The organism is Campylobacter sp. IFREMER_LSEM_CL1085 (assembly GCF_025772235.1).
Lineage (GTDB): Bacteria > Campylobacterota > Campylobacteria > Campylobacterales > Campylobacteraceae > Campylobacter_D > Campylobacter_D lari_D.
The window spans coordinates 65672-89420 of record NZ_JAKMRU010000006.1 but is presented as its reverse complement, the minus strand read 5'-3'; the positions used below and the strand labels follow the sequence as shown (position 1 = coordinate 89420).

The window sequence follows — 23749 nt, the reverse complement described above, 5'->3', positions numbered from 1 at the left end:
AATTCAAGTTGTAAAAATAAAGTTTTAAATTCAGGCAAAACTAAAGTTATAAGAATAAAAAAAGCAAAAATAATACACATAAAAACGAAAAGTGGGTAAGCTATAGCCTTTTTTAACTGCTTAAAACTATAAAGATTTTTTTCTTTTAAACTAATAATAATATCAAGAGCCTTATGTAAATCTTCTCTGCCATCACAAATTTTTAAAATAGCACATTCTCTAGAATTTAAAATATCTTTAAAGGCTTCATTATAAGAACTTCCATTATTGAGTTTATTATAAATTGTATTAAAAATTTTAATATTTTGTTTTTCATAGCTTGATTTTAAAAATTCTAAAATTGCTTCCTGTAAGCTTAATCCTGCCTTTAAGATCATATTTAAATCCTTAAGAATGAAAATAAGCTCTTCTTCTTTGATTTTATGTTTTATCGGTTTGAAATATTCTTCAACACTAATAATATTTACAAATGACTTTAACGCAAAATTTCTAGCTTCATATAAATTTCTAGCCCTTATTATATATTGTTTTTGCTCTTTATTTAATACATAAAAAATAACAAATTTTTTCAAAAACTAATCTTTCTTAACTCATCTATACTTGTTAAGCCAAGTTTTGCCTTTTCTAAAGCATCCATACCTAAAGTCAAAAAACCTTTTTTTAAAGCGTATGTTAAAATATTTTCATAATTTGCATTATTTTCTATCATATTTTTTAAATTATGATCTAAAAACAAAAATTCAGCTACCATCAAACGCCCTTTATATCCACTATACATACACTCAACACAACCTTTTGCTTTGTAAAATTTTCCTTCAAAAACTTGATTTTGAAAGTAAAATTTTTCCTTGTTAGGTTCTTTACATTCACATAGTTTTCTTACTAATCGTTGAGCTATAATTAAATTAAGAGAATGAGCTATTAAGTATTCTCTTGCACCCATATGCTTCATTCTAAAAATAGCTTCTATAGCGCCATTAGTGTGTAGGGTACTTAAAACTAAATGTCCGCTTAAAGAAGCTTTTAAAACTATATCCAAACTATCCTCATCTCTAATTTCACCTATCATAATCACATCAGGATCGTGTCTTAAAACTGCTCTTAAAGCTTTGTGAAAATCAAATCCGGCTTTAGAATTTAAAAGAATTTGTTGAGCATATTTAAGTTTATATTCTATAGGATCTTCTAGAGTGATGATTTTTTTACTTTGTTCAATTTCATTTAAAATAGCATGCATAAAAGTACTTTTACCACTCCCTGTTGGCCCACAAAACAAAATCAGACCATAAGGTGCATTCGTGTGTTTTTTCAGCTGAATTAAATTTTCTTCTTTGATAAAAAGTTTATCAAGTTTTAAAACATATCCATCTTGTTTTAAAATTCTAAACACTATGCTTTGTCCAAATAATAAAGGCATAATTGAAACTCTAAAATCATATTTTTGTTCTAAAATGATTTTAGAAAAACTCCCATCTTGAGCTTGTCTTTGTTCAGCTACATTAAGCAAAGCAATAATTTTTACATGCAACAATAAGGCTTGGTATGATTTTGCATCAAAACTATATATATATTTTAACTCCCCATCTATTCTAAATCTTATATATACTTCATTTTCTAAAGGCTCTAAATGGATATCACTTGCTCTTAAAAAACAAGCATAAGTTAAAATTAAATTCAAAAACTGCTCTAATAAAAATTCATCTTTATTTTCATCACTTTTCAAACTAAGCTCTAATCTATTAAGATGATTTTGAAATTTAATTAAAAATTTAACTCTTTCTAGCAAAAATTCAAATTGTGTAAAAACACAAAGAAAAATCTTGATAGTTTTAAAACGATATAAATTTTGTATTTTTTCCAAAACATTCTCTTCTAATGGTTTAAAGGAAGCTATATGGATTTTTTCATCATCTTCATAAAAACAAAAAATATCATGTTGTTCTATTAAAGAAAAAGGCAAAATGTGAAGATATTTTTCAAAATCAAAAGTTTGATTTAAATTTAAAAATTCCATTTTATATTGAGAAGCAATTTCTTTTAAAGAATACTCACTTAAGTTTTTTAATTTTTGATGTGTATCACTCAAAATAAATCTCCAAAAGCTTTTCGTATTCTTTTTTAGCTATTAAAGCATCTTCATATCTTCCGAGTTTTATTTTAGCATTAATAAAAACAAGCCAAGCTTCTTTTTGCAATAAATCAAAATCATTAGCTTCTATAGCCCAAAAAACTGCTTGTTTGTATTCTTTATTTTGATAAAAATATTTTGCTAAATTTAAAGCATTTTCATAGTTTGGTTGATTAATGAATTTTTCATAAAATATGTTTTGATCGAAACTATTGTTTTGAATTTCTATAGCATTTAAAAAAGAAAAACATATTAAGATTTTAAAACATATCATCTTCATGCTGAAAACCTAGGTCTTTTAAACTTAAAATTTTATTATTAGTTTTTACTAAACTTGGTTTGATAATAAAAACTATTTCGCTAATATCTTCATAATTTTGTTTTCCTTGAAATAAAGCTCCAAAAAGTGGAATTTTAGATAAAATGCTTATTTCATTATGATTATTAATGGTATTTTTACTAATCAATCCGCCTAAAATTAAAGTTTGTCCATCATCAACCTCAACTACAGTAGAAAGCTTTTTTTGTATAGTATCTGGCGCTATATTTCTTGGTTTGCTTTGTCTATGATTATCAAAACTATATTTAAAATCACTCAAGCTTGGATTAATCCTAAGCATAATTTTATGATCATCTGAAATCTCAGGCAATATATTAAGTAAAATTCCTACAAAAATAGAGTAATTATTATATATTTCACTAACTATTGTACCATTTTCTGTTCCTTTAGAACTTTCTTTTACTTGATAATTTATTGTATCGCCTATAGAAATAATAGCTTGCTGATTGTTTAAAGCCATAAGTTTTGGGTTAGAAAGTATAGTTGTTTTACCATTTTCTTGTAATAAATTTAAAATAGCTTTGGTTTCAATATTTGCTTTTAAGTTAATATTTCTAACACCATCTTTATTAATTATAAAATCATTATCATCACCATTAAGTTTAAAAGCAAGTTCTTGCCAATTAATTCCACTTGAATGATTTTTGTTTAAATGCACAGCAACAATACTTACATCAATTAAAACTTGTTTTTTAAGTCTTTTATTTAAGTCATCTAAATATTTTCCAACTCTTGCAAGTTCATATGGAGTTGCATTTAAAGTAATAATTCCTGCATTAGTATTGACAATAGGTTTAGTTGTATTTTCATCCAACAAAGCTTGAATTTCTTCTGAAATTTTCTCCCAAAAATCAAATTTATCAGTACTAATAACTAAATTATCTACTTCTTTATAATTATCATAATCTCCTTGTTTTGGTCTAGAATCCACTGAAGCTTTAGTAATACTTTGTCCTTCTCTAATAGAACTTATATAATGCACTTTAAAAGTTTTAACTTGTTTTCCATAAATTTTTAAAGCATTTTTATCGTATTCATAAGCAAGATTGTTTTCCACCAATAAAAGCTTAAAAATCTCTCTTAAAGACATTTTCTTTATATGTAAATAATTTTGAGCATGCATTAATTTTTCTTGAGCAAAAATATCTTTAATAATAATACTAAAATCACACTCTCTTCCGAGTTCATTTAAAATTTCAAGCAAAGAAGTTTTGTCTTCTACTCTTATATTAAAAAAATGCTGATTACACTGCATGGCAAATACATTTGTAAAAAACAAAAAATTAATACATAAAAATACTATTTTTTTCATACAAATTTAAAACCATTATTTTTTCTTCCTTTTTTAATACAACTTGAGAATTTCTAATTTCAACTATTTTAAAACCATCAATATAATCGTTTAAAGCATACCACTTATCATTAATCTTAATCTTATTTGAAACAATAGCTTGCAAAGAAAAATTAGATTTTATATTTGTAGTCTTTTTAAAAAAAGGATCTTGAATTGAAATTAAATTATCAACATAACAATTTTGATTTAAAAATGGATAATTAACACCAAAAGCGTTAATTATCCATAAAACAAGAATAAAAATTCGAAACAAAATTAATTTTCATTGCTAAAATCAGCACTTGCTAAACGCTTAAGCTGTCTGTAACGACGTTGTGCCTCTGCTTTATTTTTTTCAAATAATTCTTTTGCTTGCTCAGGATTTGATTTTTTCAAAGAATTATAACGAACTTCATTCATTAAAAAGCTTTCATATAAATCCCAATCAGGTTCTTTTGAAGAAATTGTTAAAGGATTTTTACCTTCAGCTTCTAAACGCGGATCATAAATATAAGTTGGCCAATATCCACATTTTGTAGCTAACTCTGCTTGATTTCCTGAATTTCCAAGTCCACCTTTAATACCATGAGCTATACAAGGAGAATAAGCAATAATCAAAGAAGGTCCATCATAAGCTTCTGCCGCCATTACAGCTTTTAACAATTGTGCATAATTTGCATTAGAATTTACTTGAGCCACAAAAATATAACCATAAGTCATAGCAATTTGACCAAGATCTTTTTTCTGCACTGGCTTACCTGCTGCAGCAAACTGTGCTACCGAACCTGTTCTTGAAGATTTTGAGCTCTGGCCGCCTGTGTTAGAATACACTTCAGTATCAAGCACTAAAATATTTACATTCTCACCGCTTGCCAAAACATGATCAAGTCCACCATAACCTATATCATAAGCCCAGCCATCACCACCAAAAATCCAATGTGATTTTTTACTTAAATAGCTTTTAAGTTCTAAAATATCATTAACTGCTTTGATTTGCTTATTTTCTTCTAACAATGGAACTAATTTATCTCTTAATTCCAAAGAAACTTTAGAATCTTCTTTATTTGCAATCCACTCTTTATATAATGCAGAAAGTGCGTTAGGTACTTCTTGCATACTTTCATTCATTATGTGTTCTATTTTATGTCTTGTAGTTTCAGTTGCTATTTTCATACCAAGACCAAATTCAGCATTATCTTCAAATAAAGAATTGCCCCAAGCAGGTCCATGACCATTTTTATTGCTTTTTCTATATGGAGTTGAAGGAGCTGAGCCACCATAAATAGAACTACAACCAGTTGCATTAGCAACAATCATTCTTTCACCAAATAATCTAGTAATTAAAGTAATATAAGGAGTTTCTCCACACCCTGGACATGCTCCATGAAATTCAAATAAAGGTTGAGCAAATTGGATGCCTTTGGTATTTTCTCTATTTAAAATATTATCTTTATAACTTACTTTTTTGAATAAATAATCTGCATTTTCTTGCTCACCATGATCAAGCTCTTCACCTAGTGGTACCATCACTAAAGATTTTTCTTTGGTAGGACACTCATGTACACAAAGCTCGCAACCTGTACAATCAAGCGGCGAAACTTGAATTTTGAAATTTAATTTTTGCTCTTTCACGCCTTTTGCATTTAAGCTGTGCTCTTTTACACCTGCTGGAGCATTGTTTAATTCTTCTTCATCAATCAAGAAAGGTCTGATAACTGCATGAGGGCATACTGAAGCACATTGATTACACTGAATACAATTAGTTTCTATCCATCTTGGCACCATAACACCAACGCCTCTTTTTTCATACTCAGTAGTACCATGCTCAAAACTACCATCTTCATAGCCCAAAAATGCCGAAACTGGTAAATCATCACCCTTAGCTGCATTCATAGGTTTTGCGATTTTTTCAACAAACTCAGTACCTTTATAAGCTATAGTTTCTTCTTTTGCTTCATTAGCTAAATTTACCCAAGAAGGATCAATATCAACTTTTACAAGTCCATCTGCACCTACATCAATAGCTTTATAATTCATTTCAACTATAGCATCACCTTTTTTACTATATGATTTATAAGCTAATTCTTTCATATATTTTTGCGCATCTTCAAAAGGAATGATATTAGCAAGTTTGAAAAATGCTGATTGCATAATCGTGTTTGTTCTACTACCTAGTCCTATCTCTCTAGCAAGTTTTGTAGCATTAATGATATAAAAATTAATTTCTTTTTGTGCTAAAACTCTTTTTACTGCATTTGGAATTTTTTCAATAGTTTCTTGCGCACTCCAAATACTATTTAAAAGGAAAGTTCCTCCTTTTCTAATACCTGCTAAAACATCATAAATTTCTAAATACGCAGCCACTGAGCATGCTACGAAATGTGGTGTAGAAACTAAATAAGTTGAAGTAATAGGTTTTTTAGAAAATCTTAAATGGCTTCTTGTATAACCACCTGATTTCTTAGAATCATAAGCAAAATAAGCTTGCGCGTAAAAGTCTGTTTTATCTCCTATAATTTTAATAGAGTTTTTATTTGCACCTACAGTGCCATCGGCACCAAGTCCATAAAATAAACACTCTATAGTACTTTCATCACCCAAAGAAATTTTCTCTCCCACAGGCAATGAGGTAAAGGTTACATCATCATTAATTCCTATGGTGAAACCATCTTTTGGGTTTGCTTGATTTAGATTTTCAAACACTGCTATTAACTGAGCAGGATCCACATCTTTTGAAGAAAGTCCATATCTACCACCAACGATTAAAGGTGCTTTTTCTTTTCCATAATATGCACTTTTTAAATCCAAATAAAGTGGCTCGCCTAAACTTCCTGGCTCTTTAGTTCTATCTAAAACAGCAATTTTTTCAACACTTTGAGGCATTACATCAAATAAATATTTTAAACTAAATGGTCTATATAAATGAACTTTTAAAACCCCTACTTTTTCACCTTTGCTACTCAAATAATCTACAACTTCTTTTAAAGCTTCAGTCACTGAACCCATTGCTACAACAACACGCGTTGCATTTTTATCCCCATAATACACAAAAGGTCTGTATTCTCTTCCTGTAATTTTTGAAATTTCTTGCATATATTCATTAACAATATCAGGAACAGCTTCATAATATTTATTTGCCAACTCTCTTGTTTGAAAATAAATATCATCATTTTGAGCCGTACCTCTTGTTTTTGGATTTTCTGGATTTAGACAGGAATTTCTAAATTCCAATAAAGCCTCACGATCCAATAAGCGATCAAAATGTGCATAATCCATTACTTCAATTTTTTGGATTTCATGAGAGGTTCTAAAACCATCAAAAAAATGCATAAAAGGCACTCTACCTTTGATAGCTGCTAGGTGTGCAACACCTGCTAAATCCATACTTTCTTGCACAGAATGTGAACAAAGCATAGCAAAACCTGTTTGTCTTGCAGCATAAATATCTTGATGATCTCCAAAAATAGATAGCGCTTGAGATGCTAAAGCTCTAGCTGCCACATGAATTACTCCAGGTAAAAGTTGACCTGCAATTTTATACATATTTGGTATTTTTAACAAAAGTCCTTGAGAAGCGGTATAAGTCGTGGTTAAAGAACCCGCTTGTAAAGATCCATGAACTGTCCCTGCTGCACCTGCTTCACTTTGCATTTCTACAACTTTAACTGGCACTCCAAAAAGATTTTTTTTGCCTTGAGAAGCCCATATGTCAGTATAATCAGCCATAGGAGAGCTTGGAGTGATAGGATAAATTCCAGCAACCTCTGTAAATGCATAAGCAGCGTAAGCTGCTGCTTCATTACCATCCATCGTTTTCATTATTTTACTCATTTAATCTATCCTTATAATTAAATAATTACTTAAAGTCAATAACTACTTTATCTTTAATTGTCTTAAACAATAATAAAAATTTTTTATTATTTATAGGTATAGAGTTTAAATGGGAAATTATCGGATATTTCTTATATATTTTATGGCTTCATAGGTATTTTTAAAAAGCGGAATTTCAAATTTAGCTAAACTTTCTTTACTTTCATAACCACTACTTACAGCCACAGGAATAATATTGGCATTTTGAGCAGCTTTTATATCTAAATGAGTATCACCTACCATAAAAGCATTTTCTTTGTTTTTAGAAAGTTTCTTCAAAGCTAATAAAATAGGCTCAGCATCTGGCTTTGGACAAGTTACATCGTCTCTACCTATAATAACTTTAAAATGCTCTCCTATACCTAAATGATCAAGTAAAGGTTTAGAAAATTTAGAACTTTTAGTCGTAACAACAGCTAAATCAGCAAATAAACTAGCCTCATATACACTTTCTTTTGCAAAAGGAAGTAAAGAAGTTTGTTCTATATAGATTTTTTGATATACATTTCTATAAGCATTAATATATTCACTTGTTTTCTCTTTTGCCACACCAAGCTTTTCAAAAGCTACATCCAAAGGAAAACCTATCAAAGCCTTAATAGCTTCATGATCTCTTAAAGGCTCATTAAAAGCTTTAAAAGCAGCATCAAATCCATCTAAAATGGCACTTGTAGAATCTATCAAAGTGCCATCTAAATCAAATAAAATTGTCTTTTTTAGCAAAGTTTATTCTTTAATAAAAAATTTTGCTTCAACGCGTCTATTTTGCGCACGACCTTCTTTGGTATCATTGCTTGCTTTTGGCTTTTCAAAACCATAGCCTTTAGTTACAATTTTTTCTTTAGCAACACCTGTTTTTTCAAGTTCCTTCGCTACGGCATTAGCGCGCTCTAATGATAATTTTTGATTATAAGCCTTAGGACCTGTACTATCTGTATGGCCTTCTAAAATAGTATAGTATTGAGGATTTTCTTCTAAGATCTTACCTACTTCTTGAATTTTTTGAGCAAATTCTGGATTTATATTAGTCTGATCAAAACCAAAATGTCCCTCAAGGGCTATTGTTTTTTCACAACCTATATGATCAAGCAAAGCACCTTTTCTTGGTTCTGAACATGTTTTATCGATTTGTTTTACTTGTGGCTTTTCTTCAATTTGTTTTGTTTCAACATTAGGAGTTTTTGGAGCTTTATTGCCAAAATAAAAACTTAAACCAACACTAGAAATTAAATTATGTTCGCCATTGTTGAATTTAATTTGATCTCTTGCTTCAAGTCTTAAAGCTAAATCTTCTCCAAGCGCGAATTTAAAACCTGCACCATATTGAGCAAACATACCACTTTTATTTTCATAAACCCCATGACTTAAATACTCATAACCTGTTCCTAATAATCCATATAAATACACATGATTAGCTAAATCAATTCCTTTAATAGCATTCACATAAAATCTCGAAACACTAGTATTTGTATGTGTATTATCATTTGGATTATTATATTTTGCATTATCATAATACTCTAAACCAAGTTCAGCTTGATCTATCCATAAATCATCATAGTGATAGCCAAATCTTAAGCCAACTCCACCATAATTTTTAAGATCTAAATTTCCTTCTGGTGTTGTATAGTTAAAGGTCGGGGTTATTTCTATTTTGCTACCATCAAAAGCAAATAAAACACTAGCTAAACTAACTAAGCTTATAATTTTTTTCATAACAATCCTTATAAAATAAATTGAGCGATTATATAAAAAAGAAGATTAAAATAAAATAAGCCCCTTTGGGTAAGGGGCTTAAATTTACTACAAAAAGGAGGTTTCCCTGATCGGACCTTGGAATTATAAATATTTATTCTAAACAAAAAATCCTTTGATTTTAAATAAAATAAAAATATATGAAAAAAATATGATTTTTTTTAAAAAAATAGAGAAAATGGATCCAAAATGGATCCAAAAAATATTAGCGTTTAGAGAATTGTGGGCTTCTTCTTGCTTTTCTGCGACCGTATTTTTTACGTTCAACAGTTCTGCTATCTCTAGTAAGAAGTCCTTTTGGTTTTAATAATGCTCTAAAATCCGCATCCATAGCAGCTAAAGCTCTTGAAATACCATGTCTTAAAGCTTCAGCTTGAGCACTGTAACCACCACCTAAAGTTGTTGCTTTAATGTCCATAGAAGTTTCTTGTTTAGTTACTAATAAAGGCTGAACTACTTTTAATTTTATAGCTTCATGTCCGCCAAGCCAAGTGTTTAAATCCATACCATTAACGATGATTTTACCACTACCAGCTTTTACCCAAACTTTAGCTACAGCGGTTTTTCTTTTACCTGTTGCGTATGTTGTTGCCATGATTATTTTCCTTTATTAGCAATTTGAGCAGTATGAGGATGTTCGCTACCTGCATAAATTTTTAATTTTTTAAGCATAGCTCTACCTAGGTTTGTTTTAGGTAGCATACCACGAACTGCTAATTTATATAATTTAACTGGATTTTTTTCTAATAAATCACCAAATTTTTCACTTTTTACGCTTCCAAAATACCCTGAATGTCTGTGATATAGTTTATCTTCTGCTTTATTTGCACCTGTGAAAACTGCTTTAGAAGCATTGATAATGATTACATAATCTCCACAGTCAACATTTGGAGTATAGCAAGGTTTATTTTTACCTCTTAAAATAGTCGCTACTTCTGTTAAAAGACGACCAAAACGCTTTCCTTCAGCGTCTAAAACGATCCATTCACGTTTTACTTCGTTTGGCTTTGTTATCTTTGTCATCATCTTACCTTTGCCAAAAATTTTTTTAAAAATGAGATTATAATTATTTTATCTTAATTAATACTTAATTTAAGAATACTTAAAGTTTAAATATTTTGATTAATTCTTGCAGATAAAAGTAAAATAGTACTTTTTAAGTAAGTTCTTTATAAAATAACTTTCTATTGTATTAAAAATAAGGTTTTATTTTGTTTTCTTTAAAATTTAAAGTTCAAGAATATAGAATTTGTAAGCATTGCTCAGAATTTAATCCTGATAAAGACGCTAAATTTTGTATATTTTGCGGAAAAGAATTATACCATGCTGCAAGACAAAAATTTGATTTTATTTATAGTAAAAATCCTGCTATCATGGTTGCTTTTTTAGCAAAAGTTGCCAAAGTAGATAATAAAATCATTACTCAAGATTTATCTAAATTTATATCTTCTTTGCTTGATAAGATAGAAATGTTTTATACTAAAGAGTATAGTGGCTTTAGAAATACTTATGCAAGTATTTTTGAGTATGAGAAAAGTCAAGGCAGAAGCATTAGTGAGCTTTGCTCTAATATACGCATAAGCAAGAAAGAAGCAGATTTTCTTATATGTTTATTGCTTGATCTAATATATTATGATAAACAAATGAGTGCAAATGAAAACACCTTAATAGAAAATATCATCATAGGACTTGGATTAAACCTCATAAGCTTTAGGGAAATAAAAATAAGATATGAGCAAATTTATAATTTCACACATGAAAACACTCAGCAAAAACAAGAAAAACACCAAGATGAAATAAAAATCACCCTAGAACAAGCCTATGAAATTTTAAATTCTCATCCAAATGATGATTTTGAAAGTATAAAGAAAAATTATAGAAAACTAGCTAAAGAATACCACTATGATAATCTTCATTCTAAAGAGCTTCCACCTGAACTTTTAAAGATAGCTCAAGAGATGATGAAAAAGATCAACCTAGCCTATGAAATCATAAAACAAGCAAGGGGTGAATGATGCTTATTTGCAAACATTGCAATATGAAAAATTTAGATGTAGCTAAATTTTGTAAAGGATGTGGAAGTAATGAACTATACGATCCACAAGCAAAAGAAAAACTAGAAAAAGAAAGACAAAGACAAGAAGAATTAAAAAGATTAGAAGAAGAAAGAAAGAAGAAAATCGAAGAAGAGATAAAAATAGCCCAAGAAGAAAGAGAAAAGAAACTCAAACAAAGAAAAGAATTCATCATAAAACACAAAAGTAAAATCATAGCTAGTGTGATGATTTTGATTTTGATAGCCTTAGCAAGTGTGTATCAGTATTTTTACGGTGGAAAATACAGCCGAATTTACACAAGCAAACTTGAAAGTAAATGCCACAGCGATGAAGCAAGTTGTAAAATACTCCAAGCTATCTACAAAGAAAAATGTGATAAGGGAGATAGTAAAGCTTGTATAGGTGCTTATATACACAAACATAAGGATCTAAGAGCTATCAAAGATAATAATCAATGGAATTTAGTCAATGAAAATAATAAAATTTTAGTTGAAAATGCATTTGATTATACGTGGGGTTTTAATGAAGGTTTGGCTGGTGTTAAACTGAATGGTAAGTGGGGTTTTATTGATACAAGTGGAAAAATTGCAATAGAACCTACATTTGATAATGTAAAACTGGATTTTAGAGAAGGATTAGCGGAAGTTAACTTAAACGGAAAATGGGTATATATTGACAAAAAAGGTAATATTATAAAAGATTAAATTATCATACTAGGGTTGAAAAATAAAAAATAATATAGCAAAACTTTAGAAATTTAAAACAATTGAGAATGGCTGTAAATTATGCTACATCCATTCTTTAGAATATTCTAAATATTTTTTATTGTTATTTAACACCACTAAAGCTTCTTTGGCTCTTGTTAATGCAACATAGGTTCTAAAGTCATTACAAATACTACTTTTATTTTCACTAACATAAATAATTACTTTGTTTTCCATACCTTTAAAACTGTTTATGGTAGATATTGTCACAGCATCACTTTCTAACGAGAAATCATCTTTATTATCAAACATATGTTCAATGTTTATATTGTTTTTAACTAAAAAACACATCATGCTATGCCCTATATTTTTATTGGGTACTAAAATGCTTATATCTTTTAGTTTATATTTCTCATTTATGAAAAACCTACAATAATATAAAATTTTATCATACAGATCTTTTTCTTCAATATTCTCCCAAACCAACGAATACAAATCTAAAGTATTTTCATTTATGATAATTTCTGAATTTAAAAAATTACCAAAGTTCTTATCAGGATGATTTTCTAAATAATCCTTTAAGAATGTTTCAAAAAATAGATTAGTCTTGTGAATTAACTTGGCAAACGGGTAGATCTTTTCACTTCTTTTAAAACACCCCAAGCACCTTTAAATTTGTATTTATATCCACCCATACTTTCTTCAATCCATGATACACTTCTGTTATATAAATTTTGTCTATCATCAGCTGCTAATAAAACTTCACTATTTTCATCTAAAAAATAAAGCAAAATATCAAACCACTCTTTTTTAAAATCTTGTGCTTCATCTATTAATATTGCATCGTATTTTCTATTTTTCGAATTTGATTTTTTTTCTTGAAGTTTTAAAACCTGCTCTATTAAAGCACATTCATATAAATCAAAATTATTGCCATATTTTTTTACTTCTAATCCATTTTCTTCTACATATAATTTAATAAATTCATGAAAATGATTATATTCTATAAATTTCCATTCAAAATCTTTGCATGTTTTATTTATTTGGTCTCTTATATATCTTTTTAATGTTCTATTAAAACAAATAATTAATACTTTTTTGTTAGCTATTGCTATATTTACCGCTTTTTGTGCAACAACCAGGGTTTTTCCACTCCCTGCAACCCCTTTTAATCTTCTCCATGTTTTTGGAATATGTTCTATAAGTCTTTTTTGTTGTTGTGTTAAATTTATATATTCTCCATTTTCTTTTTTGTGTTTTTTTGGAAGTAAAAAATCTCTTATTTCGTTTGGTGATTTTATAAAGCTATTTGGATAATTTATTATAAATTTAATTAAGTTATATTTTTTATCACATCCAAAAATTTCAATACCTCTTTCCCCTATAAAGTCAATGACATCTTGGGTGTAGCTATTATAAAAATAATGAATACAAATAGCAGGAAGTTGCTTAAAATAATTAAATTGAGTTTTATATCTTCTAAGCTGAGAATTTGGATTAGCTATTTCAGAACGTCCACCATTGGTATATTTATAATATTTATTCTTTTTACTATCTTTTTCAAATCTTTCTAATTTCCAATCTTTAATTTCGATAATAAATACACCTTTATGCTCGTGAAAAAGAATAATATCAGGTCTATTTCCATTCAAATTAGGTTGGACATAAATTTCATAATCCTCTGGTAAATTATCATTTAAATATTTAATTAAAAATTTTTCACCATCAGTAGATTTATAATTTGAATTTACAATAAAACATCTCATACGATTTCCTTAAACCTCCGCTATCTCCACTTTATCCTTTAAAACATATACCAAAAAAGCCTTAGTGGAAGTCTTGGCTAAGATTTTTTCTATGGCTTCTTTATAAAGTAAAACTTGCTTTTTATGTTCGTTTAAATTTAAGCCTGTTTTATAGTCTATAATGATAGCTTCATTATCATCAAATGCAAGCATATCAAGTTGTTTTTGTTCGCCTTTATAAGTGATGATTTGCTCTTTTAGTAGCTTTTTACCCACTAAAAGCGCGTTAAAGCTCTCATCTTTTAAAAGCATAGTAAGTCTTTTAAAAAGCTCATTAAAACCTTCATCATCTAAGTAAAAACGATATTTTTTATACACCATTTGCTTGCAAAATTCAAAATTACTTTTAGTATTAAAATCAAAATATTGCAAAAACTCATGCAAAGCCAAACCAAAATGTATTTGCGTGCTTGAAAGATGACTTTTTACTTTAACTTCTTGCAAATTTACCTTTTGAAATTCTTCAAAGTTTTCTATTTGTTCTAAATTTTCTAAAGGCTCATTTGTTTTGACAAGCTGTTCTTCTATAATGCCTATTTGTTTTTCTTCATAGTCTTGAAAATAGCTCTTAAAGGTTTTAAAACTCTCATCATTTTTTATGATAAAAAGAGAGTTTTTAGCTCTAGTAAGGGCTACATATAGACAATTTATCTCATCTTCTGCTTGAAGTTTTTCTCTTTTAGCTAAAAAGGTATTGTAATTTTGATCTTCAAGATATTTTCTAGCGCTATGTCTGTATTTTACTTCCCAACCTTGCTCTAAATCATACTCAAACATTAAAGTTTCATTATCCGGAGCTTTTTTACTAAGTCTATCAAGTACGATTAAATTTTCAAATTCAAGCCCCTTAGATTTATGCACGGTCATAATGCTTACTCCATCATCTTGAGCTTGTAAAGACTTTAACTCACATGGAGCAAATAAAAAATTAAAGAAATTATCAAAAGTACTTGCATACTCTAAATATGCGATGAGATTAACATCGCTTAAATCAAGTTTTAAAACATGTACTAGGTATTTTAAAATCTCACCTACACTGCGGTTTAAATCAAGCGTTATAAACTCAAGCTCTTTTTCTAAAATACTACTTGCAAAGTACAAACTAAACTCATCTTTAAGCACACAAGCCTTTGCATACTCAAAAAGCACTCTTACGCTAATACAATCCATCAAAGCTACATTGCTTTGCGTATATGCTTTAATGTCATTTTCTTCAAGAAATTCTTTCATTAAAGTAGCATCTTTGTTAATCCATACCAAAATGCAAATTTCACTAAGCTTTACGCCTTTTTCTAAAAGCTTTTGGATGATCTTTAAAACTTCTTTGCCACTTGCTTCATGCAAAGAACTTTTTGGTAGGATATGATTTTGCAAAACTTCCACATATCCACCTTCTTTAATGCTTTTTTGCAAAGTAAAGCTAGGATTTAAAAAGCTATCAAAAAATTTATCTTTAAAGACTTCATTTACATAATCAACAATGATCTTTTTACTACGATAATTAGTATCTAAATGCTCTAATTTAATTTGTGGAAAATCTTTTAAAAGTTTATCAAAAAGCTCTTTTTTGCCCCCTCTAAAACCATATATGCTTTGCTTTTTATCCCCCACATAAAAAAAGCTTCTGTTTTTTTTCACTCCCTCACCTGAAACAAGTTCAGCGATAATAGGTTTTAAAATTTGATACTGCAAAACATTAGTATCTTGAAATTCATCAATTAATAAATGCGAAATATAACCATCAAGTCTAAAATAAATCAAATCTTTATTAGTTTCATCACTAATTAACTCATGAGTTTTTAAAGCTATATCTGAAAAAGTCAGTGCATTTTGCTTGGCATTATTTTCATTTCTTGCTTCTTTAAAATGCTTCAAAAGCTTTGCAAGCATACTAATGCGATAATTTTCCATTTGAGTAAAATACTCTTTTGCGCTTTGTAAAAACTCTGCTCTTTTTTGTAAAAATTCACTATCGATGACTTTTACAAAATATTTTTTATCTAAATCACAAATAATAGGTTTAGTAAAGAAATCTTCTATGTTTTCAAATTCGAAATTTTTTTGATAGTTTTTATCTGTGCTTAAATTTCTTGCATAAGCTATAAACTCACTTAAGCTTTTTTCTAAAAAAGTTTTATTTGGAAAATGTGCATTTTGTATAGATTTTATTTCACAAGATCTTTCATACAAGCTTTCAAGATTTTGCAAAAAATCACTTTTACTTTTTGTTTGGACAATGTAATAAGCTAAAGCTCTTAATTCTTCTTCGTCTAATTTAGAAATGAAATTTTTATAACTATCTTGACTTTCTATAATGTCAAAATCACTCATAAGACCTAAATTTAAAGCAAAAGAACGAATGATTTGTGAAAAAAAGCTGTCAAAAGTGTAGATATTAAGCTTAGATCTTAAAAACTCATCTTTGTATTTTTCTCTTAAAGCTATAAGCTCATCTTTGCTTTTACCTAGCATTTTCATAAGCTCATTACACTCTGCTTTATTCTCCCCATTTTCAAGCACATCAAATTCTAAAAAGGTTTTAAAAACTCTTTCTTTCATTTCGCTTGTAGCTTTATTAGTAAAAGTAAGGGCTAAAATTTCATTAATCTTAGCTCCCATTAAAACCAAAGCTACAAAACGCACACTTAATGCAAAAGTTTTTCCACTTCCTGCGCTAGCTTCCAAAGCTAAAAAAGGCTCAAAATGATAACTCAAAGCTTAAACTCCTTTTTATAAAGCATGGTATAAGGGCTGTAAGTATTGTCGTTTTTTTGATTAAAAAATTCTTTTTCCAAAGGTTCTTTAGCAAGCTCATTAAGCAAATCTTTAAGTTCTTGTACGCTCTTACTTTTAGCATTTTCATGTATGATTTTGATATTTTTTAGATCATAAAAGCAAGCTTTTGTATTTAATAAGGTATTTTGATTTTCTAATAAAAACTTATAAAAAGCAAGTTGATAAGATTTTTCATCTGCCTTACCACTTTTATAATCTATAATCAATCTTTCATTACCATTATTATCTACTCTATCTAAAAAGCCTATGGCGTGAATTTTCACTCCATTTTCTGCAATAAATTCTTTTCTTGGTGGATTAAATTCACATTTTTCTACCACATAACCTTGCTTAAAATGCTCATTTTCAAGTGTTTGGAATTCTTTAAATATAGTTTGTATTAAAGCTAAATTTAGCGCATCAACTCGGTATTGTTTAATGCTTTTTACCACTTGCATAAAAACTTCATAATCAAAATGATTTTTAGATTTTTGTGTATAATAAAGTTCTAAAGCCTTATGGATAAAACTCCCCAACTCATTTGCTCTAAGTGTATCGTCTAAAGTCTTTGGCTCTTTTAATCTTAAAACATATTTATAATAATAATCCAAACCATAATGCACAAGAAGATGAAATCTTGAAAAAGAAAGATCGTTTTGAAAATAATCGTGCTTTGCTTTAATATTTACAATAGGCTCAAGATTAAAAGTACATGGATAAGTTTGAAAATATTTCACATAAGCATTATTACTATAAGTCTTGTCTTCATAAAATGGAAGTTCAAGTTCGTTTAAAAATCTTGATTTGATTTTTTCTTCATTTTCCACATAAGAAATTCCAACTAATTTTGCCTTGGCTATTAAAGTATAATAATAATGTCTTTGTAAATTTTCTCTTTGAGCATGAGTGATAAGTCCTGCTTTTTTGCGAATTTCATTGTTTAAAAATAACTCACTTGAAACTCTTTTTGGGATAAACTCATCATTAAAATCGACTATAATCACCCCGTCATATCTAAGTCCCCTACTTTCTAAAAGCCCCATTACAGTAACTTCACCACCACCAACACTGCTTAATTTTATACCATCAATTTGCATGAAAAATAATTCTAAAATTTGCACAAAGCTTAACTCGTGTGTTTTTACAAGCTCTTTGATAAAAATAAGCTCTTGATGTATATAATTTTTTAATTCCTCATCACTATCTTCTAGCAAATTAAAAATAAAATTCTCAAAAAAATCAAAAGAAATATTTTCATCAAAAAACTTTTTAAACTCTGTAAAATCAACACTAGAAGAAAAAAAATGTAAATTACACAAATGTTTGTTTAAATTACACCTTTCATAAAATTCTTCATCTTCTTCATACTCAAACTCATCATCTTTAGCACTTTCATACAAAGACTTTAATCTGTGATAAAAAAGTGTATTTTTAATACTTTCTCCACTTGCATAATTTAAAACATTGTTTTTATCATAAAGTCTTAAAATATCTACAAAATTCTCATCAGGTGTAATCACTACAATATCTTTTGCGCTTATACCGGATTTTAAAAAAGAATTAATTTTTTCAAAAACAAAAGCAGCTTGTAAAGATCTTAAATGAAAACTTTTATAACTAATTTTACTTTCTTTAAAAAAGCACTCTTCTTTTAAAATTGTTTTTTGATTTAAATCAAACAAATAAGCATAATTTGCCTTAAGAGAAAGTCCTTGTAAAAAGCTAAGAGTATTTAAAAAATCTTTATTAAATTTAGTGCAATTAAACTGCACTTTAAGAGGAAGTATTTCCTTAACTTTTAACAAAAGCTCTACTTCAAAGGCATTTAAAAAACCTTGAAAATCAAAAATAATCTCATCATAATTTTTTAAAAAATCACTATTAATTTCATAATCTAGCGGCAAAGAAATATCATCATATAGATTTTGCTCTTTTAACAAGGTAAGATAATTTTTAAAAAGTTCTTCTAAAATTTGCAAATGTTCATCATACTGAGCGTAAGCATCATGAAATTTTAATGAGTTGATATCTTTTTTTTCCAAACTAAGCTCTTTAAAGAAACTAAATAAATAAGCATTATTTTTTAAGAAAGCAAAAAAATTACTCGGTATTTTTAAGCTTTGCTCTAAATTTTTAGTTTGCTCACAAGCCTTTTTCATCAAAAGTAAACACTCATAGTGTGTTGCTTGAAAATGCGGAGAAAAAACTAACTTTTGTATAAATTCGGCTATACTCATAGCCGGTTCTACTAAACTATCAACCTGTAGTTTTTTCTCATAATACTTTCTTAAAGCTCTTAGTGAGCTAAATACAAAAAGTTTCATTATTTAGTCTGCAAAAAGAATTTAAAAAATCCTACACTATTTTCATCTTGAGTGATTTTTAAAAGTATTTGCCAAACACCTTTTTCTTTGATATTAAAATCAAACACCAAATCACTTCCTTCTAATCTTACTTGCAAATTCTCATCATTTACATTTGTATGTGGACGCGAAAGTAAAGTTTGGATTTGAAGCTTACTCAAGTCATAATCTTTTAAATTTTCAATTGCAATCCTAAGCTCATTTTGTCCTTCATTGATATAATAAACTTGATTTTTCTTATGCATAAAGCTTTCTTTGTCTTTAATGCTTAGCTTAAAATTTTCATCAAAAGTCTTTTGTCTGTTTTGAATTTCATTATAATTTAACTCTACATTTTGATAAGAATCAAAATAAAAATTATCTTCATACACAGGAGCCTTACTTGCAATAAAAATCGTAACAATACAAGCTATAACAATAAGCCCCAAAGAAATCAAAATACCATAAGGCCAAAATGTTTTCTTATTTTCCATTTTTATTTTCTCCTTTTGATTTTTCTTTGAACTAGCATTAAAATTGCAACACATAAAAATCCATAGATTAAAATTCTCATGATATTTAAAGTATCACGATTTGAATTTCCATAAAAAGGTTTTATATTAAAATAATTTGCTACTTGATCGGCTATATCTGCATAACCATTTAAAATAGCTGCATTATAAATATCTTTTTGTTTAGGATTTGCAAGTATAGGTAAAATTGTTCCTTTTTCAGGATAAGGACTCAAAACACCTTCTTTATCAAAAAAAGCCAAAGCATCATCGCTTGCAAGTATATCTACCTTATGTGAAGCTTTAGAAAATACAAGTAAAATATATGGCTTACTTAAATTAGCTTCATAATTTTTTAAACTTTCAAAATCTTTTTTATCACTTAATGCTAAAGCGATATTTACTCCAGTTAATTCATAAATTTGTCTAGAACTTGTAGTGATATTTTGTTCTATCGCAGTGTTTAAGATATTATCATTTAATAATATTTCAGCATGTAAAAAATTAGCAAAACAAATAAAAATGGCGGCTAAAAAACCGCCTTTAAATATATTTTTCATCCTATAAAAAGATGATTTGCAGTTAAAACCGACCAAGCAGTGATTCCAGCCGCTACAACTAAACCTGCTATGATTAAATACTCAAGAACTTTTGCCATAATCATTCCTTTATAATGATATGTTCTTCTCTTTTAGAGTCAAACATTTTAATTTGTTCTGCATTTTCTATTTTATAAGGTTTTTGCATAACATCTTGTTGTGTTTTTAGACCCAAAATAGTTAATCCTGCTAAAATCGATAATAATAAAATAGTTGCTATTAACATTCCGCTAACGCCTGAAAGTGAAAATACACATCTGTTTGAATTTTCCATTATTCGCCCCTTGAAAGAGAAATCACATATTCGCCGACCGCTTCTTTTTGAAGCTCATTTAACAAGCCATTGTTAAAATGAGGCATTACACCTATACTACCTGCTTTACCACGATTTAAAACATCTACTACAAATTCTGCACTACCATATTTTGTTAAATCTGGAGCCACTAATTGACCATCAATAGTTCCTTTTCCATCTTCACCATGGCATACTGTACAAGTGACAAATAATTCTTTTCCTTTTGCCACAAGTTGAGGATTTTCAGTTTTTTTAATTGCTGAAATTTCAGAAGCAACATAAGCGGCAATTGCAGGAATATCAGCTTCATCTATACCATTATCTGCTGCACTTAACATCTCACCCATAGGATAATTTAAGCCCTTAGAACCTTTAGTAATTACTTCTATAAGTCCCTCTTCTGAACCCCAAACATTAAGATTTTGAGCTTTTCCATTGATACCATCACCTGTAATACCATGACAAGAAGAGCATTGAACTAAAAAGATATTTTTACCCATTTCTTGCTTATCTTCATTGTTTAAATTTGCAAATTTTTGTGCAAATTTCTCATTATGCGCTTGCACTTCTTTATTATATTGACCAATTTGAGAATAACTATTTAAAGGATACCCCCAAAGAAAATACCATATACACCATACTATAGCTAAGAAAAATACCACAGCCCAGCCAAGTGGTATAGGATTTTTATATTCACCTATACCATCCCAACTATGTTCGCTTAGCTCACCCTGACTTTTTTCTTCTTTCATACTTTTAAACAATTTTCCTACCACAACAAGCGTAATCAATATGATAAGAATTGCTCCAATAAAAGATAATAAATTAACATTATCTTGTAAGTTCAACCATTGCATTAAGCACTCCTTTTATTTTGCTCTAAAACACGATCGCCAATTTCATCATGTAATGCTAAATCAGCATATTTTTCATAGTTTCTTCTACCTGTTTTTTCAGATCTATACAAATGAAACCAATAAGAATACAAAACTACCACTAAGAATACTACAAGGGCAAAAAAGCCATAAGCTTGCAACTCTCTTATTAGTTCTAAATCCATAGTTTTTCCTATTTCAAGCTATTAAGATACGCAATCAAAGCGACAATTTCTCTAATTTCACCTCTAGCAAACGCATCTTTAACATCTTGATTTTTCATTTGATCTACTATAGCTTGGGCTTCTGCTTTAACTTCTGCTTGAGCTTCTTCCCAAGTACCAAGTTTTGTACCATTTTCAACATCATAAGGAACATTGAAAACTTTTTTTACAGTTAGTGCTTCTGCATAAGCTGTTTCTATATTTGCATTATTGCTAAACATATGTTTGTAAGCTGGCATAATAGAACCAGGAACAACTGAAACTGGATCCCACATGTGATTTTCATGCCAATCTGTAGTTCTAAAATTACCTATACGCAATAAATCAGGTCCAGTTCTTTTTGAACCCCATAAAAATGGTCTATCATAAGCATATTCACCACTAACTGAATACATACCATAACGATCTGTTTCTGATTTAAAAGGACGAATAAGTTGTGAATGACACGCATTGCAACTTTCTTTAATATAAGCATGGCGTCCTGCAAGTTGTAAAACCGTATAAGGCTTTTTACCTTCAATTGGTCTTGCATTTTGAGCAAAATCAGGTAAAACTTCCACAATACCTGCATATGCGATCACTATAAATACTGCCACAGCAAAAAAGAATGGATTTTTTTCTAACCAACTAAACATATTTTTCCTCCTTATGCTGCCATAGGTGAAGCACTTTTTGGCTCTTTATCAAGCACTCTACCCACTGAAATTGATTTATAAATATTATAAACAAACATGAAAAATCCTACTAAGTACAACAAGCCACCTACAGCTCTAATCCAATAATAAGGAATAATAGCTTCAACAGTATCAATGAAAGTATAAAGTAAGTTACCATACTCATCTGTAGCTCTCCACATCATGCCTTGAGTAATACCTGCTATCCACATAGAACTAAAGTACAATACTATACCTGTAGTTTGGATCCAAAATTGAGCTTCCATTAGCGATTTACTATATAATTCTCTTTTAAACATTCTAGGCACCATGTGATAAAGCGCAGCCATAGTCATAAAGCCAACCCAACCTAAAGTACCATCATGAACATGTCCTGGAATCCAATCTGTAAAGTGTGCTAATGCATTAACTGATTTAATAGAAAGAATAGGACCTTCCAAAGTTGAGAACATATAAAAAGTTGAAGCTAAAATCATAAATTTGATTAATGGGCTTTCTCTTAATTGACTCCACTCACCTTTCATAGTAAGTAAGATATTAATTGCTGAACCCCAAGAAGGTAAAATAAGAACGATTGAAAAAACTGAACCCATAGTTTGCATCCAATCAGGCACTGTAGAATAAATCAAGTGGTGTCCACCTGCCCATAAATAAACAAACATTAAGCCCCAAAATGCAAATAAAGATAATTTGTATGAGAAAATTGGTTGTCCACTTTCTTTTGGTAGAAAATAATAAATTTGAGCGATGATACCAACAGTGAATACAAATGCAACTGCATTGTGCCCATACCACCATTGAACTAATGCATCGTTTGTCCCTGCATACATAGAAACACTATGCCACCAATCGCCCATTCCACTCACAAAATAAGTAGGCACAGCCATATTGTTAAATAAATAAAGCATTGCTATACCTAGGAAAGTAGCTATATAATACCAAAGTGAAACATATAAAGTTTTTTCACGGCGAATTCCAATAAGCCCAAAAATACTTACACCCCATAAAACCCAAACTAAAACTACCAATATATCAAGTGGCCATTCAAGCTCTGCGTATTCCTTTGAAGTGCTAACACCTGCAAACAAAGTAATAACAGCTATAATCATAGTGATCATGTAAAGCCAAAAATGCAATTTACCAATGAACATTAAAAAGCTTGATTCTGCCATACTAACTTTTAGCACACGCTGACCAATATAATACCAAGTAGCCCAAATTCCTGAGAGCATAAAACCAAAAATTACACCTGAAGTGTGCAATGGTCTAAGTCTTGAAAAAGTACCATACTCACCGGCTAAATAATTTAAATCCGGATAAGCCATCTGAAAGGCAATAAGCGTTCCAATAGCCATACCAATAACACCAAACAATAAGGTAGCAAACATAAAATATTTAGCAACCGTATAGTCATAGTTTAATGCATTTCCTGGGTGCATTTCCTCTCCTTAAGTTTTTTTCTGC

Annotated in this window: 23 protein-coding genes; 2 read left to right on the top strand and 21 right to left on the bottom strand. The window is 29.1% G+C overall.

The features are described from left to right. The 10 genes from L8W56_RS03965 to rplM form a co-directional block, all read right to left on the bottom strand. Positions 1-572, bottom strand: a 572-nt coding sequence (locus L8W56_RS03965; RefSeq protein ID WP_263659502.1) for a type II secretion system F family protein, incomplete at its 3' end; no start/stop codon positions are given. Continuing rightward, positions 569-2086: a GspE/PulE family protein gene (locus L8W56_RS03960; protein ID WP_263659501.1), complete on the bottom strand. Its 1518-nt coding sequence runs from the start codon at positions 2084-2086 to the stop codon at positions 569-571. The genes L8W56_RS03965 and L8W56_RS03960, both read right to left, overlap by 4 nt. Continuing rightward, positions 2079-2408, bottom strand: coding sequence for a CDC27 family protein (locus L8W56_RS03955; protein ID WP_133319381.1), 330 nt, complete (start codon positions 2406-2408; stop codon positions 2079-2081). The genes L8W56_RS03960 and L8W56_RS03955 overlap by 8 nt, the downstream gene beginning before the upstream one ends. Then, positions 2389-3780, bottom strand: coding sequence for a pilus (MSHA type) biogenesis protein MshL (gene mshL, locus L8W56_RS03950; RefSeq protein WP_263659500.1), 1392 nt, complete (start codon positions 3778-3780; stop codon positions 2389-2391). The genes L8W56_RS03955 and mshL overlap by 20 nt, the downstream gene beginning before the upstream one ends. Continuing rightward, positions 3752-4075 (bottom strand): hypothetical protein, encoded by a 324-nt coding sequence (locus L8W56_RS03945; protein ID WP_263659499.1) that lies wholly within the window; start codon positions 4073-4075, stop codon positions 3752-3754. Before L8W56_RS03945 ends, mshL begins: the two co-directional genes overlap by 29 nt. Before the next feature lie 2 nt (positions 4076-4077). Beyond that, complete coding sequence (gene nifJ / locus L8W56_RS03940) at positions 4078-7632, bottom strand: pyruvate:ferredoxin (flavodoxin) oxidoreductase (protein ID WP_220566445.1); 3555 nt, start codon at positions 7630-7632, stop codon at positions 4078-4080. A 117-nt stretch (positions 7633-7749) separates the two neighbouring features. Next, positions 7750-8394: an HAD family hydrolase gene (locus L8W56_RS03935; RefSeq protein ID WP_263659498.1), complete on the bottom strand. Its 645-nt coding sequence runs from the start codon at positions 8392-8394 to the stop codon at positions 7750-7752. Positions 8395-8397: 3 nt separating this feature from the next. After that, on the bottom strand, positions 8398-9384 hold the full coding sequence (locus L8W56_RS03930; RefSeq protein ID WP_263659497.1) for an OmpA family protein: 987 nt from the start codon (positions 9382-9384) through the stop codon (positions 8398-8400). A 244-nt stretch (positions 9385-9628) separates the two neighbouring features. Next, a complete protein-coding gene (rpsI, locus tag L8W56_RS03925) occupies positions 9629-10018 on the bottom strand; it encodes a 30S ribosomal protein S9 (protein ID WP_039617655.1) in 390 nt (129 codons plus the stop codon). Positions 10019-10020: 2 nt separating this feature from the next. After that, positions 10021-10446, bottom strand: coding sequence for a 50S ribosomal protein L13 (gene rplM / locus L8W56_RS03920; RefSeq protein WP_039617653.1), 426 nt, complete (start codon positions 10444-10446; stop codon positions 10021-10023). A gap of 188 nt (positions 10447-10634) precedes the next feature. On the opposite strand from rplM, the gene L8W56_RS03915 reads away from it, so the two are divergent. Both L8W56_RS03915 and L8W56_RS03910 read left to right on the top strand, forming a co-directional pair. Continuing rightward, positions 10635-11438, top strand: a complete 804-nt coding sequence (locus tag L8W56_RS03915) for a DnaJ domain-containing protein (RefSeq protein WP_263659496.1) — start codon at positions 10635-10637, stop codon at positions 11436-11438. Beyond that, positions 11435-12184 carry a WG repeat-containing protein gene (locus L8W56_RS03910; RefSeq protein ID WP_263659495.1) on the top strand — a complete coding sequence of 250 codons (750 nt, stop codon included), beginning with the start codon at positions 11435-11437 and terminating at the stop codon, positions 12182-12184. The genes L8W56_RS03915 and L8W56_RS03910 overlap by 4 nt, the downstream gene beginning before the upstream one ends. A gap of 84 nt (positions 12185-12268) precedes the next feature. On the opposite strand, the gene L8W56_RS03905 is transcribed toward L8W56_RS03910, so the two are convergent. From L8W56_RS03905 to ccoN, 11 genes are all read right to left on the bottom strand, one after another. Next, a complete protein-coding gene (locus tag L8W56_RS03905) occupies positions 12269-12847 on the bottom strand; it encodes an AAA domain-containing protein (protein WP_263659494.1) in 579 nt (192 codons plus the stop codon). Further along, positions 12799-13950: a nuclease-related domain-containing DEAD/DEAH box helicase gene (locus L8W56_RS03900; protein WP_263659493.1), complete on the bottom strand. Its 1152-nt coding sequence runs from the start codon at positions 13948-13950 to the stop codon at positions 12799-12801. Before L8W56_RS03900 ends, L8W56_RS03905 begins: the two co-directional genes overlap by 49 nt. A gap of 9 nt (positions 13951-13959) precedes the next feature. Continuing rightward, positions 13960-16704, bottom strand: a complete 2745-nt coding sequence (locus L8W56_RS03895; RefSeq protein WP_263659492.1) for a RecB-like helicase — start codon at positions 16702-16704, stop codon at positions 13960-13962. Then, a complete protein-coding gene (locus tag L8W56_RS03890) occupies positions 16701-19088 on the bottom strand; it encodes a PD-(D/E)XK nuclease family protein (RefSeq protein WP_263659491.1) in 2388 nt (795 codons plus the stop codon). Before L8W56_RS03890 ends, L8W56_RS03895 begins: the two co-directional genes overlap by 4 nt. Then, positions 19088-19600, bottom strand: a complete 513-nt coding sequence (locus tag L8W56_RS03885) for a FixH family protein (RefSeq protein WP_165955270.1) — start codon at positions 19598-19600, stop codon at positions 19088-19090. The genes L8W56_RS03890 and L8W56_RS03885 overlap by 1 nt, the downstream gene beginning before the upstream one ends. A 2-nt stretch (positions 19601-19602) precedes the next feature. Beyond that, positions 19603-20178 (bottom strand): hypothetical protein, encoded by a 576-nt coding sequence (locus L8W56_RS03880; protein WP_261529512.1) that lies wholly within the window; start codon positions 20176-20178, stop codon positions 19603-19605. Positions 20179-20278: 100 nt separating this feature from the next. Beyond that, positions 20279-20491: a DUF4006 family protein gene (locus L8W56_RS03870; protein ID WP_133319393.1), complete on the bottom strand. Its 213-nt coding sequence runs from the start codon at positions 20489-20491 to the stop codon at positions 20279-20281. Beyond that, a complete protein-coding gene (gene ccoP / locus L8W56_RS03865; RefSeq protein WP_263659490.1) occupies positions 20491-21369 on the bottom strand; it encodes a cytochrome-c oxidase, cbb3-type subunit III in 879 nt (292 codons plus the stop codon). Before ccoP ends, L8W56_RS03870 begins: the two co-directional genes overlap by 1 nt. After that, complete coding sequence (locus L8W56_RS03860; protein WP_133319395.1) at positions 21369-21572, bottom strand: cytochrome c oxidase, cbb3-type, CcoQ subunit; 204 nt, start codon at positions 21570-21572, stop codon at positions 21369-21371. The genes ccoP and L8W56_RS03860 overlap by 1 nt, the downstream gene beginning before the upstream one ends. Positions 21573-21580: 8 nt before the next feature. After that, positions 21581-22246: a cytochrome-c oxidase, cbb3-type subunit II gene (gene ccoO / locus L8W56_RS03855; protein ID WP_087700416.1), complete on the bottom strand. Its 666-nt coding sequence runs from the start codon at positions 22244-22246 to the stop codon at positions 21581-21583. Positions 22247-22257: 11 nt separating this feature from the next. Then, positions 22258-23724, bottom strand: coding sequence for a cytochrome-c oxidase, cbb3-type subunit I (gene ccoN / locus L8W56_RS03850; RefSeq protein WP_039617631.1), 1467 nt, complete (start codon positions 23722-23724; stop codon positions 22258-22260). Positions 23725-23749: the final 25 nt, after the last annotated feature.